Origin of the sequence: Desulfosediminicola ganghwensis, assembly GCF_005116675.2 — a bacterium.
Taxonomy (GTDB): domain Bacteria; phylum Desulfobacterota; class Desulfobulbia; order Desulfobulbales; family Desulfocapsaceae; genus Desulfopila; species Desulfopila ganghwensis.
In genome coordinates this window covers 548648-564742 of record NZ_CP050699.1, presented here as the reverse complement: position 1 = coordinate 564742, position 16095 = coordinate 548648, and the positions used below count along the sequence as shown (strand labels likewise).

Here is a 16095-nt window from a genome sequence, read left to right as displayed (position 1 = left end):
GGTGAAAAAATGTATGTACGAAAACTGGTCGAGCCTATCAAGGATAATTGGCTGGAACCGGAGATGACCCTTCAGGAAGCGGTGGTTCGCCTTTCCAGGGCAAGCCACAAAGGGAGAACCGTGCAGGGAATGGTCGTACTTGAGAATGGCACAAAGCTTGTTGGTGTGCTGTCCATAAAGGATATCATACGAGCAATAATCCCTTCATATATGGAGGACATCCTTCGGGAATTCACCTGGGAAGGGATGTTCGAGGACCATGTCAAGCGCGTGAAAAATGTGAAGGTGAAGGATATCATGTCGCGGAATGTGATAACCGTCAAAGTGGATGATTCACTTATCCGCTGTGCGGATCTCATGATCGACAATTCTCTGCAGCGTATCCCGGTGGTAGATGATTTAGGGAGAGTTGTCGGCATACTCTATATTCATGATCTGTATGAGAAAATTTCAGATTTAATGTCCTCGGCCAAGGAGTAGCCATGGAAAGTGGAGCGGTACAGGAAGCCTTTGCGATGGACGCGTCGTTTTGGGTTGCCATAATTGTCTTCACGGTTGCTCTGGTGGTCATAATTTCTGAAAAAATCCATAAAACTGTCGTAGCCATATTTGGCGCTGCGCTGATTCTGGTTCTAAAAATCCTCGATCAACATGAGGCATTTCATCTGGAGGAGTTTGGTGTTGACTGGAATGTGATTTTCCTGCTGGTGGGGATGATGATTATCATCAGTCTGATGCGTCCCACAGGAATGTTTGAGTACATTGCCATCCGAAGTGCAAAACTGGGCAGGGGAGATCCGCTCAGGATCATGATTATTTTTGCAGTTATTACTGCGGCTTTTTCCGCCCTGCTCGACAATGTCACTACAGTCCTGTTGCTGGCCCCGGTTACCTTGTTGATTGCAGATGCCCTGGAGGTGGATGCGATCCCTTTCCTGATTGTGGAAGCCCTTTCTTCAAACATTGGTGGCACTGCCACTCTTATCGGCGATCCGCCTAACATAATGATTGCTTCGAGGGCTAAGTTGAACTTTATGGATTTTATCATTCACCTTGCCCCGATTATCATCGTGATCATGGTCTGTTTCCTGTTCATCATCAGGCTTGTGTTTGCCAACAGTTTGAAAACCAGGGAGGAATTGAAGCAACGCATAATGAATCTGAATGAGGCAGATGCCATCAAGGATCCGCTGATGCTGAAGAAGTCACTCTGTGTGTTGGGGTTTGTGCTGTTGGGATTTATGCTGCATGGCGTATTTCATTACGAACCTGCCACTGTGGCCCTGTTTGGTGCGGGAGTTCTCCTCTTGCTTTCTGGTACTTCAGAACCACAAAGGGTGCTTGCAGAAGTTGAGTGGCAAGTGATATTCTTTTTTATCGGCCTGTTTATTATGGTGGGTGGGCTGGTGAAAGTCGGCGCGATCAAGATGATGTCTACGGAGATGCTTGACCTTACCAGGGGAGATCTGCTCTCGACCTCCATGCTGATCATGTGGTTTTCGGCGATAGCGTCGGCAGTGATAGATAATATTCCCTATGTGGCGACCATGAATCCTTTGGTGATTGATATGGCAGGAGAACTCTGGCCTGAGGAAAGCGGAATAGCGCTGCTGCAGCATCCGGAACTTATGCCGATCTGGTGGTCTCTTGCACTTGGTTCCTGTCTGGGCGGTAACGGCTCACCGATAGGTGCATCCGCTAATGTGATAATTGTGGAGATGGCGGGAAGAGCTGGTCAGAAGATCAGCTTTCTACGTTTTATGGCCTATGGTGTTCCTGTAACCATTGTGACCGTCTTTATCGCGATGATATATGTTTATCTGCGCTATTATGCTTTTACCTGACGAGCAGCAGGCTCTCATCGGTTCAGGCAGCCGATACTCACTTGAAGTTTTCATCAGTTCGGGCATCGGCTGCCTGGGGTGGTGGGATTCAAGTTATCTCGGTTCAACCGGGTATTGGCTGCGGTACCAGCTTTTCCATCCGCCCTTTAAGGCATAGACTTCTGTATAACCGTTATCTATCAGTTTTTGTGCCAAACTGGCACTTGTGGCCTCATTGGGTCAAGCACAGTAGAGAACAAGCTTTTTCTCTTTAGGGTAGGTGTTGGCCCAGCTGTCAAAATCGGCACCGTCGGCTCGCATGGCGCCCTGAATCTTAAATTCACTGGTGCTCCAGTCCCTGCCGGCCCGAACATCGAGAACGACTACGTCATCGGAGCCGATCATTTGCTTGAGTTCGTCAATTTCCATAAACTTGACCTCTCCACCTACAGCCGGGGTGAGGGCCAGCAGTATGGCCGCCAGTGCGGCAAAGAGAAGTGTTGTCAGACGTTTCATTGAGAACCTCCTGTCGTGTTAGATTTGTCTTTTTGTGGGGGGGTGACCTCAGCCACAGGTTTTATAATGTTCCAGAGAGCGGAAGCACCTGCAGTGACAATAAAGGCCACGAGGGTTACCCGAATGGAAGTGAAAGCGTATTGGTAGGAAAGCATAAGGTACATTGCGGCCAGGATTAAAATCGCACCGAGAATATACCCTTGCCGGTATCTGTAGTTGTTGAGCCTTTTCAGCATTATTCCTGCCGCTATGCACTCTGCTCCAACCATGGCCAGCCAAAGCAGCAGAGCTGTCTGAATATATGCTTCAAGGATCTGGTATCCGGCAAGGCCACCCAACATCATCGTACCGATGATGAGTGCAAAGAGGAATACGAAACGTTTTCTCTTCAGCCTGCCGGGTGGGTGGCCGGGAAGCAGGTGGCGTCTGGCAAGACCTGAAAAACTTTTCAATGCCATGCTGAAAAGTGCATTTACTGCAGCGCATACACCGCTGATGATGGCGATACCAATAAGATAGCGCCCGGTATCTCCCCATATTGCCCGGGCGGTAATCAGGTGGGGAATTGTCGTGTTTGCAAGATGGTCTGAGGCTACATATTGAAACATCAACATGGACCAGAAGAGAAAGAGCAGTAGAGCGCCAAACAGGGCTCCTGTAGCCGGAATCATGGCCGGGAGCAGTTCCTTGTTTTGGTCAGCCATTGTATTGCGGGGGAGCACAAAGTCATAACCGAGGAACAGCAGCAGGCTCCCTACCATTGTCGGCAGGGAAAGTGAGAAACCAATATCGACAGAAACAGGGTTGGTGCTGACAGGTCCGCTGATTCCTGCCAGGCAGAGCAGAATCATTGAACCCAACATGACGATAGCAAAAAACACCTGAGCATAGCCGGCGAATCTTTCGCCGCTCACCTGCAGGGCGACGATCAGGGCCAGCAGCAAAAAGGCAAAACCAAAATTCGGGAACCAGTAGACAAAGATTTCATTGAAGGCAAAGCCGGCGGCAACGAGCAGCCCGGTGGGGAGAACAAGAACACAACTTATTCTTGCGCAGAGAATGAGTGAGGCAGCAGGTACTTTGCCGAGCCCCTGCACGAGCAGGCCTGTCTGGGTATGCCTTCCTTCGACAGCGAGCTTAGGGTGTCTGATAATCGAAACTACAAGCGCGGAAAGAAGTGTCGAAGCGGCGAGTGCGGCAAGAAAAAGTGAGCGATTGAGGCCCATGCCGTTGCCGAGTCGTACCTGGACATCCGGTGAAAGCATCCAGCCCATGCTTAAACTCACTGCAAGTAGAAATGACCGGAACATACATTCTCCTTAATCAGGTTCTGATGTTGTACCTGGTTCTGGCAACATTGCGGGCCATCATGGTTATCAGTTGTGAGAGTATCAAATAATAAAGTATTCCAAAAATTAACAACGGCCGGGGTGGCAAACAAGCAGGATCTGGTTCGTGAGTGCAATTAATTGTAAGGGATTGCTGAAATCACAGGAAGCATAAACCATTAAAAACAGAATAAAGGCGGGGGAAAATGATGAATAGAGCAAGGAGTGCGATCCTGTGTGCGCTGGTGTTCTTTATATCATTACAGAATGTTGAGGCAAAATCGTATGGGGCAGAAAAGCCGGATTTCAGTTTTAGGGCGGCCGATTATGGGGCGAGGATAGCAGGCTCATTTCGAGAGGGAAAAAGTGGTTTGACGCTCTATGAGGTTTTCGCGGCGCTCCCTCTGCCATGGGTGGCTGATTTCGCTGACGACTGGCAGTTGAGCTCCGCCCTAGATCTGAGTCTTGGTCTTCTTGACGGCAAAGGTGAAAGCGGCGGGCGGATCGCGGCGGGAGTAGACGCGTTTCTCTGGTCACCTGGGCGAAAATTCTCACTGACCGGGGGGCTGGGTGTCGGGGGGATGGGGCAGGAAGTTTACGGAGATATAGATTTTGCGGGGCCGATATTTTTTCGGGGTCAGGTCGGCTTGAGTTATTGGTTCAGCAGTTCGATAAGTATTGGTTATCGATACTATCATGAGTCAAATGGCTCTATCTACGACAAAAACCCCAGCCTGAATGCCCACCTGGGTGAAGTGCGGTTGAATTTTTAGTCTGGATCTCCCATGAACGGCTCAATAAAAAATAATCGTTTTATAGTTTGCCACCATGGTGCATCTCCACATGGGGAATACCATCTTCGTCGTATGGATCTGAGGCAAGAGTAAAACCAAGGCTAGTGTAGAATTTCTCAAGATATAATTGAGCAGAGATGCGAATTACGCGTCCGGGGAATGTGTCCCGGGCCTGATCGATAGCTTCTCGCATCATCTGCCTGGCAATGCCTGTACCCCGTATTTTCTCGGCAGTTACAAGCCGGCCGATGGCAGGTTCGGCATATTTTATTTCAGGCTCGATCAGCCTGAGGTAACCGATCAACTCTTTTTCGTTCTCATCGTAGACAAGCAAATGCATGGAATGCTGATCAAGGCCGTCTGCGTCAAGATAGGCGCAATCCTGTTCTACTACAAAAACTTCCTGCCGTAGCTTGAGCAGGCTGTAGAGCTGGGTGGTTGTCAGTTCGTCAAAAGAACGCCAGATGTAGCCTGGCTCACTGTGATGTTCGTTCATTGGCTGAAAAATATAGAGCAATTACATGTAGTATAGGGAGATCGACTTAGCCGGAATTCTGCATGAAACGGAGAGGATGGTACTACGGTTTGCCTGAGAAGAACAGCAAAAATCCAGCTGCCATCGGCTACGGTTCTCGGTAGCCGACGGCAGCGCTTTTTATTTGTAGGGATTCATGGTGAGTGTCGGGCAGTGCACCCGCTTGAGTACGCGTTCTGCAACACTGCCTAAAAGGATTTTCTCAAGCCCTTTGGCTCCATGAGTCCCGATGATCAGCAAGCCGGCGTTTTTGTCATCGGCATATTTGACGATGGTATCGACAATATCGCCTTTGAAGACCACCCCATCAATCTTGCTGTATTTTTGCTTATTGTCATTTACCAGATTCTCCAGTGCTTCTTTGGAGCGATCAATCCGTTCCTCGTTCAGCAGTTCGAGCGAAGGACTGCCGAGCATCATGTCGCCGGAGGTGTAAAACTCAACAACATGTATCAGGCTGAGATGGGCATCCATTTTTTGCGCAATATACATCGCAAAATCAATGAGCTTCTGAGAGTGCCTTTCGAGGTCAACCGGCACCACGACTTGAGTGATTTCCTGCATGGTTCTCCTCCTTGCTGAGGTTCGGGTGCACCAACAGAGAACACCCTTAATCTTGAGGGCTTTCAAAGTACTTAACCAACCAACGTTATAATTTAAGTATAACCCTGCTTTTGCAGCATTGAAAGGGGCGACGGCATTATTGCGTATAGCGGAAAGGTATAAAGATTTTGTTCCCTTCGTTGAAAATTGATGATCGGATTTGCCGACAGTTGATCACCGCTGGTTTTATTTTATATTTCTGATATTTTACGACGGATGATTGCCGAGACTGTTGTTTGGTGCAGGAGGATATATTCTTTTTGGGTCGAAGCCCCCTAAAGCAAGAGGAAGAGATATGCAGCGTAAAAGAAGAGATTGGCAGAGGGGGGTTGTAAACGTCTCCCGGTGTTTTTTTGTATGCGTTACGATACTGATAATAACTAGTTGTAATGTCAAGGAAGTTGGGCGAACTGTCGGTTACTCGATCAAGGGTGATTACTATCTGGATGTTGATGATCCCGGGAAAGGTGAAGATAAATTCCGCCAAGAGGTAGAATTGAACCCGGAGAGCCCGCTGACAAATTATTATTATGGTCGGCTGCTGCTCAGATCGGAAAAGATTGATCAGGCTATCCCGTATCTTGAAAAGTCGATACGACTCGACCCGTATAAAGCTGATTATCATTTTTGGATGGGAGTTGCCTATGGTGCCAAGAACAGGCTTAAGGCCGAGCGCGACCAGTATGAAAAAGCACTTGTACTAAATTCCAAGCACTTAAATTCACTTACGTATCTAGGGCATCATCATCTAAAGGCCAAGCGGTATAATGAGGCACTCGACCTCTATGTACAGGCACTGCAGATTTGGCCTGAGAGCCCCTCTGTACTCTATAACAGGGCACTGGTTCTTTCCCGGCTGGGCCGGACGCCTGAAGAGCGGCTGGCCTGGAAGGAATATCTTGCCGTGGTTCCTTCCGGAGCGCTTGCGATTAAAGCGGTGGATCATCTCAACAGGCTCAATGATTTCTCCTATCGAAATTATTATTTTGGCCCTCGCACAGTGATGGTCCCTGAAGTCACCTTCGAGCCATTCAGCGCGCAGTTGACCAAATCAGGTAAAGAGTCTTTGGGGGAGATTGGAAAAACCGCTGTTTTGATGAAAAAAGGCTCCCTGCAAGTCGTCGTCTATCAGAAAAATAATAAAAAGCTGGCTGAACAGAGAGCCAAAAGCATCAGGGCGTTTCTCTATCAGGAGTATCCTGGCTTAAAGAGCAGCAAGCTGGGAATCAGTTGGTTCAATAAGCCGCAGAAAGTGGCTCAAAAGCGTTGGAATATTGAAGAATCTGTTGATTTTTTCATTTTATGAAATTACGATGAGTTTTGTATGCTCCGTCAATGGTTGTTGATTTACGAGCGACTCACAGGCGACTGTTGACATGCTGGGGGGCGAGAGAGCAAACACGATCCGTATATTACGGAGGGAGGACCAATGATTTCAAGAAAATTTGTCTATGCCGCTGTTTTAACCCTGATGCTCATGATGGCGAACGGGGTACTTGCTGAAGAAGCTACCACCGGGGATCCCGGCCAGGCTGTTGATCAGACCGATCCAGCTGCCCCGGCAGAGGGTGATGATGGTGCCACTGACGGGACCGATCCTGCGGGAGACGACACCGGCGAAGAGGGTAGTGTGGAGGAAGCTCCCGCTTTCAGCAACCCGGCCCAGGCTGCCCATGCCGCCAATCTGGCGAGTGCAGCAAATGCCAACATTGATACCAGCGGAGTGGATGCAGCCAATGCTGAAGCTGATGACGCGCAGCAGGCTGTGGATGCTGCCCAAAATGATCTTGACGCGGCCATAGAAGCGCAAGATCCGGTGGCGCAAGAAGCGGCCCAGGCTGCTTTGGATGCTGCCAATGCAGGCCTTGAAGCTGCCGAAAAAAATCTGCAGGAGGCCATGAGCGGTGTTACTGGTGTAACTGAAGGCGATATCGCAGGGATGCGTGCGGATGGTATGGGCTGGGGCGAAATCGCCCATGAACTCGGCGTTCATCCTGGCACTCTCGGGCTTGGTCACACCAAGGGCAAGGCCAAAAACAAGGGAATGGCTCCGGATGATGAGATCGCAGCTGCTACGAGCATGGATATGAACTCCGGTAAAGCCAAGGGCCACAGTGGTTCCAAGGGCGGATCTTCCAAGTCCGGCTCCGATAATGGCGGCGGTGCTAAGAGTGATAAAGGCAGCAACGGCAACAAAGGCGGAAACGGCGGTGGCAATGGTAACGGGAATGGTAACGGCAACGGCAAAAACAAGTAATTGCCTCACCGTATATTCCGGGATTTTTCCCCGGCATAGAATTTTCGTGCCAATCGAGCTGTAGTACGATGAGTTACGGGTTGATCGAATCAAGTTGTATGATTCGGTCAACCCGTTTTCCGTTGGGCCATAAGTGTTCCACAATCAGAACCTGCCTTTCGGTGCGGCGTATTGGCGTTGTATCCATGCCTGCAGGGGGGCGGCATTATGGATTTGGACAACACGTATGCATTTATCACCGTATAGGCTTGTGGTTTGTGTTCAGGACGGATTACTATTGGTAATTATGCGCACAATAAGAATGTGTGAACCTCAACAAGATTTCAAATGAGCGTATGTTGCGTCAGCCAAACAAATATTCGGAGAAAGTGCCTAAACTGATCAATCTGCAGCTGCTTCTTGCCTTAGGTGGTGCCATTCTTGCGGCTATTCAGACCTTGCTGGTTCTTCTTCAGGGAGATCTTCTGTGTTTGAGCGAAGGCTGCGAAGTAGTTGAACAGCTTACCACAGTGTCCCCGGTGGTCTTTAACTCCGTAGGCACTTTATACTTTCTTGTACTTTTCCTTACCCTGCGCCTTGGCGCCAGGGGAGCGAGGGGCTGGCTCGGTTTTTCCCGGCTCCTGTTGCTTGCCGGAATTGCGGCAGAGGGTGTACTGATAAGTTTTCAGCACTACATAGCAGAAATATTCTGCTCATATTGCCTTATCATTTTCAGCATTATCGCTCTGCTCAATATCTTTATGGGGTGGCGGCAGTTAATGTCAGCTCTGGCTGCTTTTATTGCTGTTTTGCTGGCATTTTCCAGCCTGCAATTTACCTCAAGGTCGCAACTTGAGATAAATGGTCTCGAAAATGGTGTTTATGGCCGCCTTGAACGGCAGAGTGACAGTAAGTCGCTCTATTTTTTCTTTTCTTCAAGTTGTCCTCACTGTGAAGAGGTAATCGAGACCATAGACGAGAATTTTAGCTGCTCACTCAATTTCAACCCGATAGATGAGTTGAAGTCGGCACCTTATGAAGAAATTGTGCAAGCAGAGAATTATACGCCAAGAATAAACAGGAACTACCTGCAGGTGAATGGTATTAATGAGATTCCGGTACTGATGATCCAGGACAAATCAGAAGTGCGGTTGCTGCGTGGTAAATATACCATCCTGAATTACCTTGAAGAGAATTGCCGTCGGGTTGAAGCGGTTGAGGGGCCAGGTATGAGTATGTCTGCACCTCTGACAGGAGGCAGTGATGACAGTCCTCAGTTGCCTTCTGTTACACTTCCGGGCCAGTTGCTACCCGAAATGCGGATTCCCGGGGCAGGTGAAGGTGATGAGAGTTGCTCGGTTGATGAGTTGTGTGAGCCTGAGCCAGCTGAAGGAGTGCAGGGGCAAAACAACTAGGAACCATTTAAGCGACAGTAAAAAAGGCGCCCCGCTAATAGCGGGGCGCCTTTTTAAATTAAAATTATCACTAAAGCTCAGCTTCAAGGAGTGAGGCGCGGGGAGAAAGGTGATAGAAGTAACAACTTAAAGCTGAGAAGTTCTTCTCCACAAACCGATTGCATAATCATTCCAGCGACTGGTCACTTGTCAATCGCTCACTCCTTGTATGTTGCGCCCATACTCCTACATAGTTTACTAAGTAACATATTTCGCTACATGACCGTAACAGATCGACCACTCCTTGGGACAATTAAACTACGAGCCCGTGTGTGAGCGCTGGTCGTTATGGTCCTTTCTGCTTAACCCGAACAGTTGCCGGGGCCTTACTAAGAGCCCGCATTTCACAAGGCTGGGAAACGGAAATCTAACATGGATCAACAGATATTTATTGGAATTGATGTATCAAAAACTAAGCTGGACATCGCCGTTCGGCCAACCAAGGAAAAATGGAGTACAGCCAATGCTCCAACGGAAATTTCCGCTCTGGTAAAACGCTTTGAGGAATTACAGCCTACATTGATTGTTCTTGAATCAACGGGCGGCCTTGAGATTCCCCTCGTAAGTGAACTTGCCAAGAAATTCCTACCCATTGTCGTAGTAAACCCCAGACAGGTGAGGGACTTTGCTAAAGCTACTGGCAAGTTGGCAAAAACAGATTCTATCGATTCTGAAATAATCGCTCGATTTGGTGAAGCTATTCGACCAGAACCTCGACCGATCAAAGACGAGCAAGCTCGAGAATTGGATGCTGTTCTAGTGCGCCGCAGGCAAATTGTGGACATGTTAACTATGGAAAAAAATCGCCTTAGATGCTCTACAAAACATGTTCGCAAAGATCTTGAAGCACATATCAAATGGCTGGAAAAACGTTTGCAAAACGTTGATGGGGATCTCCAAAAGCTCATCCAGCAATCAGATGTCTGGCGAGTAAACGATAAAATATTACAAAGCGTGCCAGGTGTAGGACCAGTATTGTCGCTTGCACTCCTAGCAGGCTTGCCTGAGTTGGGCCAACTCAACAGAAAAGAGGTGGCAGCACTGGCCGGAGTAGCTCCACTCAATCGAGATAGCGGCTTTTTTCGCGGTTCCCGAAGAATATGGGGAGGGAGAGCCCAGATAAGATCTGTCTTGTACATGGGGGCTTTGACAGCCGCACGCTGCAACCCTGTCATCAGGACTTTCCACGAGCAATTAATTGCTCGTGGAAAAAAGCCTAAGGTTGCTCTGACGGCATGCATGCGGAAACTCTTAACCATCCTAAATGTCATGGTGAGAAATCAAACCACTTGGTCGCCTACTTATGCTGAACAAAGATGATGAAATTTAAAACCCTTACCTCTGAGTCAGTTGCAGATTTCATCTGTACGATTAGGTTTGACTTTGAACACAGTTGCTCTCACGTTTATCTCAATCCTTCAGGTGCATTCGATTAATTCAGAAGTGGTTCCAGCTCTTCCTTACGAGCAGGGGGCGGGCGTCAGTTGAATGTCTGCGATCAGCATTAATGCACCGGTCGGTTCCACTTCTTCTTTCAACACCATTCCACCTTTCAGGATCAATTCGTGCCTTCATGACAGGTAGTGTTTGGCTAGTCATGTTTCCAGCTGGATCAGCTGTCAGGAATCGTGGGACAACAGAACATGATTCTTCTTGAATAGACACATTGTTAGACATTGGCGGGGAGGGGGGGATGTGCAGTTATCCGAAAGCGGAAAAAAGTACGTTCATTCGGGGGGAAGGTGTTTTGACTGCGCCGGATGGCTGTGAATCAATCCTGCTGAATTTGATAAATCCGGCCTGCTAGGGCAATGATGCTGTTGGAGTCTTTATAGCTGCACAACTGGGAACTTGAGTTTGAAAGAGACCCGTCAGGGGGGCATTGCAGTAATATAATTCTTGTAGCAGGTGGTATATTCCTTCAAATATCTGTTGGTAACTTGAAATCATAAACTAAATATCATGGTAACCTGTGTAGATAAAATTCAGAGAAAAATGAACACACATTCATTGGATTGTATGTAAGTATTTGATAACGCGTGATATAAACGTTGTTGAATTGTCAATAAAGATTTGTTATTACTAGGTGGATTGAAATGCCGATGTACAGGCATTTGTGTTTTCTGGGTTTTTTGCCGTCAACCCTTCAGGGGTTGTCCGCATGTTGCGGGGTTATAGAAGGTGTTAAAACTCAACCTGCCACATGTCTTTCCCTTGAGCTGACGGCTTGCAACCACGGTGCGCTCACCTTGCCGGTTGGTGTAATTTCTATGGCTGCCGGGTGCAGGCGCTGTCTGCTAACGCAATCGGAGGCTGTTTCACTGTTTCCAGAAAGAAAAGGAAAATAACATTGAAGATGAATGCAGGGACTCTGTCACTGGAGTCGATCAAAAAACTGAATGAGCTGAGCGGAGAGAATGTCAAGCTCTGTATGCAGTGCGCCACATGCAGCGGTATGTGTCCCATGACTGCAGAGATGGACTATGGCCCCCGTAAAGTGATGCACATGGCACAGTTCGGCCTGCATAACAAGCTGGCTGAAATAAATACTTATTGGAAGTGTGCTTCATGTCATGCCTGTACGGTCAAATGCCCCAGGGGAATAGATATTGCCAAGGTCATGGAGGCGCTGCGCCAGCAGACACTGCGAAAGGGCACCAACAAAATTGAACCTTCACAAATGTCGGCTGAGACGATTGCGGAGATGCCGCAGATCGCTCTGGTCGCCGGTTTCAGAAAATTGACCAGCTAAGGAGAGCAATGAAGATAAGTTACTATCCAGGTTGTACCCTGAAAACCAAAGCCAAGAATCTGGATTCGGCTGCGGTTGCTTCTCTGGAAGCGCTCGGTATCGAGGTGGAGGAGATCGATCGCTGGAACTGTTGCGGTGCGGTATATTCCCTCACCGCCGATGACCTGATCCATATGGTCGGGCCGGTGCGTAACCTTATCCGGGCCAAAGAGCAGGGTGCAGAGAAACTCGTTACCTTGTGTTCCATGTGTTACAACACCCTGGCGCGTGCCAATCAGCTGATGAAGACCGATGAGGTCAAGCGTGATACCATCAACCGCTTTATGGATGATGAGATAGATTACGCGGGTGAAGTTGAGGTCGTGCATTACCTGACTTTCCTCGAAGAGCAGATCGGCTGGGAGAAGTTGAAAGAGGCTGTCAAACAGCCGCTTGGTGAGCTGAAGGTTGGTGCGTATTACGGTTGTACATTACAGCGCCCTGCTGATGTGGGTATTGAACCGTTCGGCAGCTATGAGCTGATGACCAATATGCTCGAATCTCTTGGTGCCACAGTGGTGCCTTTTGCGTCCGCAGATAAGTGTTGTGGCTCCTACCAGGTACTGACCGTCGAACCGGGCGAAAACAGTGCCGCGGCCACAATTCTCAATTCCGCTGCCGGTGCAGGTGTTGAGACGATTGCCTCCAGCTGTCCGCTATGTGAATACAACCTTGGCAAGCAGCAGGCACAATTGCAGGCCAAAGGTCATATAGAAAGCGGTGTTCCCACCGTCTATTTCACTCAGCTGCTGGCTGTGGCGCTCGGGCTTGAAACCGAGGTGTGCCATTTCGAGCTTAATGACGCCAAGAGTCTGGAGCTGTTACAGAGTAAAAAATGCCTGGCCGCTGCTTGATCAGGCCGTGGATTGTATATCTTTCGCGAGAATATGGAGATAAACCATGTGTGAAACAACAACGATACCTAAAGTAGCGACCGGAGATCGCGCCATCCTGCCCGAGGGAGCAAGGACGATTCCGATCTTCGTAATGGGCAAGCAATATGAAGTACCTGAGACCCTTACCATCATGAAGGCGATGGAATTTGCCGGCTTCCGCTTCCTGCGTGGTGCGGGCTGCCGTGGTGGTATCTGCGGTGCCTGCCCAACCGTATACCGTATGGCCGGTGATTATAAACTGCATTTCGGCCTTGCCTGCCAGACCGTGGTTGAGCCAAATATGTACCTGGCGCAGATCCCATTCTTTCCAGCCAACCGTGCAGATTTCAAACTGGAAGAGATGAGCGGACTGGCTGATGCCATTCACGCGCTCTATCCGGAGCTTTTTCGCTGTGTGGCCTGTAATCTCTGTACCAAGGCCTGCCCGATGGATGTTGATGTTCTCGGTTACGTTTCTGCACTCAAGCAGGGCAATATTGAGAAGGCGGCCAGAATTTCTTTTGATTGTATTCAGTGTGGCCTGTGTGCCAGCCGTTGTATGGGTGAGATTCCGCAGTATCATGTGGCCCAGCTTGCCCGCCGCGTCTTTGCCCGCTTTATTCAGCCCCAGGCTGAGCATCTGAAGAACAGAGTTGCGGATATCGAGAGCGGTAAGTATGACCCGATGCTTGATGAATTAAGCGCAATGTCCAAAGAGGATCTTGAGAAACGGTATGTCGATCGCGAGCGTGAGCCGGATATGGCCGAGCCAGGAAGCTGGCAGCCGCAGGATACCAGTCATCTTTAACAGAATTCGCATCGACCATCCGGGACGAAGGAGAATATCATGGGATACACACCCGAATTACAAGAACTGATTAAACGAGTTGAAGCCACTCGCCCTGAGCGTGTGGCAATGGCAAGGCGTAACGAGCATTATCCGGCTCTTACCATGGCAGAGCGTGACACTGTACTTTCCAAGCACCATCCGGATTACCAGACAGACGCAAAGCTGAAGGTAGAGGTCGGTCCCAATAAAGGCGATGTGTTTCAGGAAGGAGTTACCCGCCTGCTGCAGTCTAAGTCAATCGTACGCCCTGGCCTTGTGGACCTGACCAAGGTTGACCTTGAGACAGATGTACTGGTCATCGGTGGTGGTGGCGCCGGTACTTCGGCTGCGATTATGGCGGCTGACGGTGGCTGCAAGGTAATCGTCGCCAACAAGCTGCGTCATGGCGATTCCAATACCATCATGGCTGAGGGTGGAATTCAGGCGGCGAGCCAGGAGTGCGACTCACCATATTACCACTATCTCGACACAATTGGTGGCGGCCACTTCACCAACCAGCGTGACCTGGTGGCAGCACTGGCCAAGGATGCACCGCTTTCCATCGCCTGGCTCGAAAGTCTGGGTATGATGTTCAACAAGTATGACGATGGCCGTACTGTTGTTCGTCACTGTGGCGGTTCTTCGAGAAAGCGTCTGCAGTCTTCCGGCGATATGACCGGTGCCGAGATCATGCGTGTTGTTCGTGATGAGGCGAGAAACCGCGCCGATATGATCACTGTGCTGGAATTTGCCCCTGCAATCGAGTTGCTGCTTGATAGCGATGGCAAATGTGCGGGGGCTATCCTTTTCAACATGGAGACTAAGGAATTCTCTGTGGTTAAGGCCAAGGCGGTTGTCATGGCTACCGGTGGTTTCGGACGTCTGCATGTGAAAGGATTCGCCACCACCAACCACTACGGCGCAACCATGGACGGTGTGGTTATGGCGTATCGGGCAGGAATCGGCAACAAATCTCTGCATTCCACCCAGTATCATCCGACCGGTGTTGCCTATCCGGAGCAGAACGTCGGGTTGCTGATCACTGAGAAAGTCCGTGGTCTTGGTGCGCATGTATTGAATGTCGATGGTGAGCAGTTCTGCTTCCCGCTTGAGCCTCGTGACGTGGAGTCTGCGGAACTTATCCAGGAAGCGATGGAGAAGGGCAAGGGAATTATGACCCCGACCGGTCGTGTTGGTCTCTGGCTTGATTCACCTATGATTGAAGAGCTGCATGGACCAGGTTCTGTTCGCAAGGAGTTGCCTGCCAAGTTTATCCAGTTTGAGCGTCATGGCATTGACATCTCCAAAGAGCCCATGCTGGTTTACCCGACCCTGCATTATCAGAACGGTGGCATCAACGTGAACGGTGACTCCGAGACTCAGCTGCCAGGTTTGTACGGAGCAGGTGAGGTTATCGGTGGTGTTCATGGCGAGAACCGCCTGATGGGTAACAGTCTTCAGGATATCATCACCTTCGGACGTCGTGCCGGTATCAACGCCGCAAAGTATATCCAGGGTGGCGTGGAGGTGAAAGATCTGTCCCTCGACCACGTGGTGAAATTCGAAAAAGAGCTGGAAGAGGCTGGTGTGGAAAATCCAGCAGTGGCACCTATTATCCTGCCGGATTACTCCACCGACGAGGTTGCCGAGAATCGTTGGAGCAAGGCTCTGACAGAAGGAACCCCAGGTGTATAGTAGATAAAAAAGGGTCATTGCAGCTCATGACCCAGGTATCTTGAGGCCACTGCATAGCATATGCAGTGGCCTTTTTTATTGAGTGGTGCAGTGTGCCGGCTGTACCGGATCAACCCTCAAGGTTGAGGATGACTTATATGCCCTCGTAAAGTACCGAACCGGGACCGGCGAGGGGCCGGAAACTTTTCTTGGAAGCCTGACAGAATGGACAGGTCCAGTCTTCAGGCAGGTCGGCGAATGGAGTGCCAGGTGGAGTATCAGTTTTCGGCTCACCTTTGTCCGGGTCGTAGATATATCCGCAGTTGGGAATCTGACATTGATACATATCTTTAGGCAAGGCCATACGGTCACCTCCGAAATTGATAGTGGTTCGATGGATCTGTAGTGATTCACAATTCTCGAATAGATTACGATATATGCTAACGTATCATGTTCTCAAGCTTTACATCAAACTCTTTTAGGAAATTGCAGGTGTTATTTCATGGAAAGGAGTGCGTCACCCAATTTGCTGCCATTTTGTTGTCTGAAAATTCAGAATACGGCTCGAGTTATGCTAGGTTGTCGAAACAAAAGCGTTCATTATGGCAGAGTATTAAGAGAGGGTATTTGCAGTGAG

At 49.4% G+C, this 16095-nt stretch carries 16 protein-coding genes; 11 read left to right on the top strand and 5 right to left on the bottom strand.

All coding sequences use genetic code 11. The features are described from left to right. The first annotated feature begins 9 nt into the window (after positions 1-9). Both FCL45_RS02425 and FCL45_RS02420 read left to right on the top strand, forming a co-directional pair. Complete coding sequence (locus tag FCL45_RS02425) at positions 10-480, top strand: CBS domain-containing protein (protein ID WP_167495685.1); 471 nt, start codon at positions 10-12, stop codon at positions 478-480. A gap of 2 nt (positions 481-482) precedes the next feature. After that, the gene (locus FCL45_RS02420; RefSeq protein ID WP_217907648.1) at positions 483-1844 is read left to right on the top strand and encodes an ArsB/NhaD family transporter; all 1362 of its coding nucleotides are present in this window, start codon (positions 483-485) and stop codon (positions 1842-1844) included. A gap of 93 nt (positions 1845-1937) precedes the next feature. On the opposite strand, the gene FCL45_RS02415 is transcribed toward FCL45_RS02420, so the two are convergent. Together FCL45_RS02415 and FCL45_RS02410 are read right to left on the bottom strand one after the other, a co-directional pair. Then, on the bottom strand, positions 1938-2339 hold the full coding sequence (locus FCL45_RS02415) for a rhodanese-related (seleno)protein (protein WP_263577274.1): 402 nt from the start codon (positions 2337-2339) through the stop codon (positions 1938-1940). Beyond that, positions 2336-3649: an APC family permease gene (locus FCL45_RS02410; protein ID WP_136796225.1), complete on the bottom strand. Its 1314-nt coding sequence runs from the start codon at positions 3647-3649 to the stop codon at positions 2336-2338. The genes FCL45_RS02415 and FCL45_RS02410 overlap by 4 nt, the downstream gene beginning before the upstream one ends. A gap of 224 nt (positions 3650-3873) precedes the next feature. Between FCL45_RS02410 and FCL45_RS02405 the strand changes: the two genes are divergently transcribed. Further along, positions 3874-4440, top strand: coding sequence for an acyloxyacyl hydrolase (locus FCL45_RS02405; protein ID WP_136796226.1), 567 nt, complete (start codon positions 3874-3876; stop codon positions 4438-4440). Between the two features lie 40 nt (positions 4441-4480). On the opposite strand, the gene FCL45_RS02400 is transcribed toward FCL45_RS02405, so the two are convergent. Together FCL45_RS02400 and FCL45_RS02395 are read right to left on the bottom strand one after the other, a co-directional pair. Continuing rightward, positions 4481-4957, bottom strand: coding sequence for a GNAT family N-acetyltransferase (locus FCL45_RS02400; protein WP_136796227.1), 477 nt, complete (start codon positions 4955-4957; stop codon positions 4481-4483). Between the two features lie 159 nt (positions 4958-5116). Continuing rightward, entirely contained in the window at positions 5117-5560 is a 444-nt protein-coding gene (locus FCL45_RS02395) for a universal stress protein (protein ID WP_136796228.1), read from the bottom strand. A 334-nt stretch (positions 5561-5894) separates the two neighbouring features. On the opposite strand from FCL45_RS02395, the gene FCL45_RS02390 reads away from it, so the two are divergent. From FCL45_RS02390 to FCL45_RS02355, 8 genes are all read left to right on the top strand, one after another. Then, positions 5895-6905, top strand: coding sequence for a tetratricopeptide repeat protein (locus FCL45_RS02390; RefSeq protein WP_136796229.1), 1011 nt, complete (start codon positions 5895-5897; stop codon positions 6903-6905). Positions 6906-7028: 123 nt separating this feature from the next. After that, positions 7029-7856: a hypothetical protein gene (locus FCL45_RS02385; protein WP_153305539.1), complete on the top strand. Its 828-nt coding sequence runs from the start codon at positions 7029-7031 to the stop codon at positions 7854-7856. A 368-nt stretch (positions 7857-8224) separates the two neighbouring features. Then, positions 8225-9250, top strand: coding sequence for a vitamin K epoxide reductase family protein (locus FCL45_RS02380; RefSeq protein ID WP_136796232.1), 1026 nt, complete (start codon positions 8225-8227; stop codon positions 9248-9250). A gap of 411 nt (positions 9251-9661) precedes the next feature. After that, complete coding sequence (locus FCL45_RS02375) at positions 9662-10609, top strand: IS110 family RNA-guided transposase (RefSeq protein ID WP_136800054.1); 948 nt, start codon at positions 9662-9664, stop codon at positions 10607-10609. Between the two features lie 1036 nt (positions 10610-11645). Beyond that, positions 11646-12041 carry a 4Fe-4S dicluster domain-containing protein gene (locus tag FCL45_RS02370; RefSeq protein WP_136799350.1) on the top strand — a complete coding sequence of 132 codons (396 nt, stop codon included), beginning with the start codon at positions 11646-11648 and terminating at the stop codon, positions 12039-12041. 8 nt (positions 12042-12049) lie between these two features. Beyond that, the gene (locus FCL45_RS02365) at positions 12050-12934 is read left to right on the top strand and encodes a CoB--CoM heterodisulfide reductase iron-sulfur subunit B family protein (protein WP_136799347.1); all 885 of its coding nucleotides are present in this window, start codon (positions 12050-12052) and stop codon (positions 12932-12934) included. Positions 12935-12980: 46 nt separating this feature from the next. Next, complete coding sequence (locus tag FCL45_RS02360) at positions 12981-13763, top strand: 2Fe-2S iron-sulfur cluster binding domain-containing protein (RefSeq protein ID WP_136799346.1); 783 nt, start codon at positions 12981-12983, stop codon at positions 13761-13763. Positions 13764-13802: 39 nt separating this feature from the next. Continuing rightward, positions 13803-15479 carry an FAD-binding protein gene (locus FCL45_RS02355; RefSeq protein WP_136799345.1) on the top strand — a complete coding sequence of 559 codons (1677 nt, stop codon included), beginning with the start codon at positions 13803-13805 and terminating at the stop codon, positions 15477-15479. Between the two features lie 133 nt (positions 15480-15612). Here the strand turns inward: FCL45_RS02355 and FCL45_RS02350 are convergent, their stop codons facing one another. Further along, positions 15613-15822, bottom strand: coding sequence for a rubredoxin (locus FCL45_RS02350; protein ID WP_136799344.1), 210 nt, complete (start codon positions 15820-15822; stop codon positions 15613-15615). Positions 15823-16095: the final 273 nt, after the last annotated feature.

Excerpts from the sequence above, each read along its gene's own strand:
- FCL45_RS02425 (WP_167495685.1), top strand. The coding sequence starts at position 10 with ATGTATGTACGAAAACTGGTCGAGCCTATCAAGGATAATTGGCTGGAA.
- FCL45_RS02420 (WP_217907648.1), top strand. The coding sequence starts at position 483 with ATGGAAAGTGGAGCGGTACAGGAAGCCTTTGCGATGGACGCGTCGTTT.
- FCL45_RS02410 (WP_136796225.1), bottom strand. The coding sequence starts at position 3,649 with ATGTTCCGGTCATTTCTACTTGCAGTGAGTTTAAGCATGGGCTGGATG.
- FCL45_RS02405 (WP_136796226.1), top strand. The coding sequence starts at position 3,874 with ATGATGAATAGAGCAAGGAGTGCGATCCTGTGTGCGCTGGTGTTCTTT.
- FCL45_RS02400 (WP_136796227.1), bottom strand. The coding sequence starts at position 4,957 with ATGAACGAACATCACAGTGAGCCAGGCTACATCTGGCGTTCTTTTGAC.
- FCL45_RS02395 (WP_136796228.1), bottom strand. The coding sequence starts at position 5,560 with ATGCAGGAAATCACTCAAGTCGTGGTGCCGGTTGACCTCGAAAGGCAC.
- FCL45_RS02390 (WP_136796229.1), top strand. The coding sequence starts at position 5,895 with ATGCAGCGTAAAAGAAGAGATTGGCAGAGGGGGGTTGTAAACGTCTCC.
- FCL45_RS02385 (WP_153305539.1), top strand. The coding sequence starts at position 7,029 with ATGATTTCAAGAAAATTTGTCTATGCCGCTGTTTTAACCCTGATGCTC.
- FCL45_RS02375 (WP_136800054.1), top strand. The coding sequence starts at position 9,662 with ATGGATCAACAGATATTTATTGGAATTGATGTATCAAAAACTAAGCTG.
- FCL45_RS02370 (WP_136799350.1), top strand. The coding sequence starts at position 11,646 with ATGAATGCAGGGACTCTGTCACTGGAGTCGATCAAAAAACTGAATGAG.
- FCL45_RS02365 (WP_136799347.1), top strand. The coding sequence starts at position 12,050 with ATGAAGATAAGTTACTATCCAGGTTGTACCCTGAAAACCAAAGCCAAG.
- FCL45_RS02360 (WP_136799346.1), top strand. The coding sequence starts at position 12,981 with ATGTGTGAAACAACAACGATACCTAAAGTAGCGACCGGAGATCGCGCC.
- FCL45_RS02355 (WP_136799345.1), top strand. The coding sequence starts at position 13,803 with ATGGGATACACACCCGAATTACAAGAACTGATTAAACGAGTTGAAGCC.
- FCL45_RS02350 (WP_136799344.1), bottom strand. The coding sequence starts at position 15,822 with ATGGCCTTGCCTAAAGATATGTATCAATGTCAGATTCCCAACTGCGGA.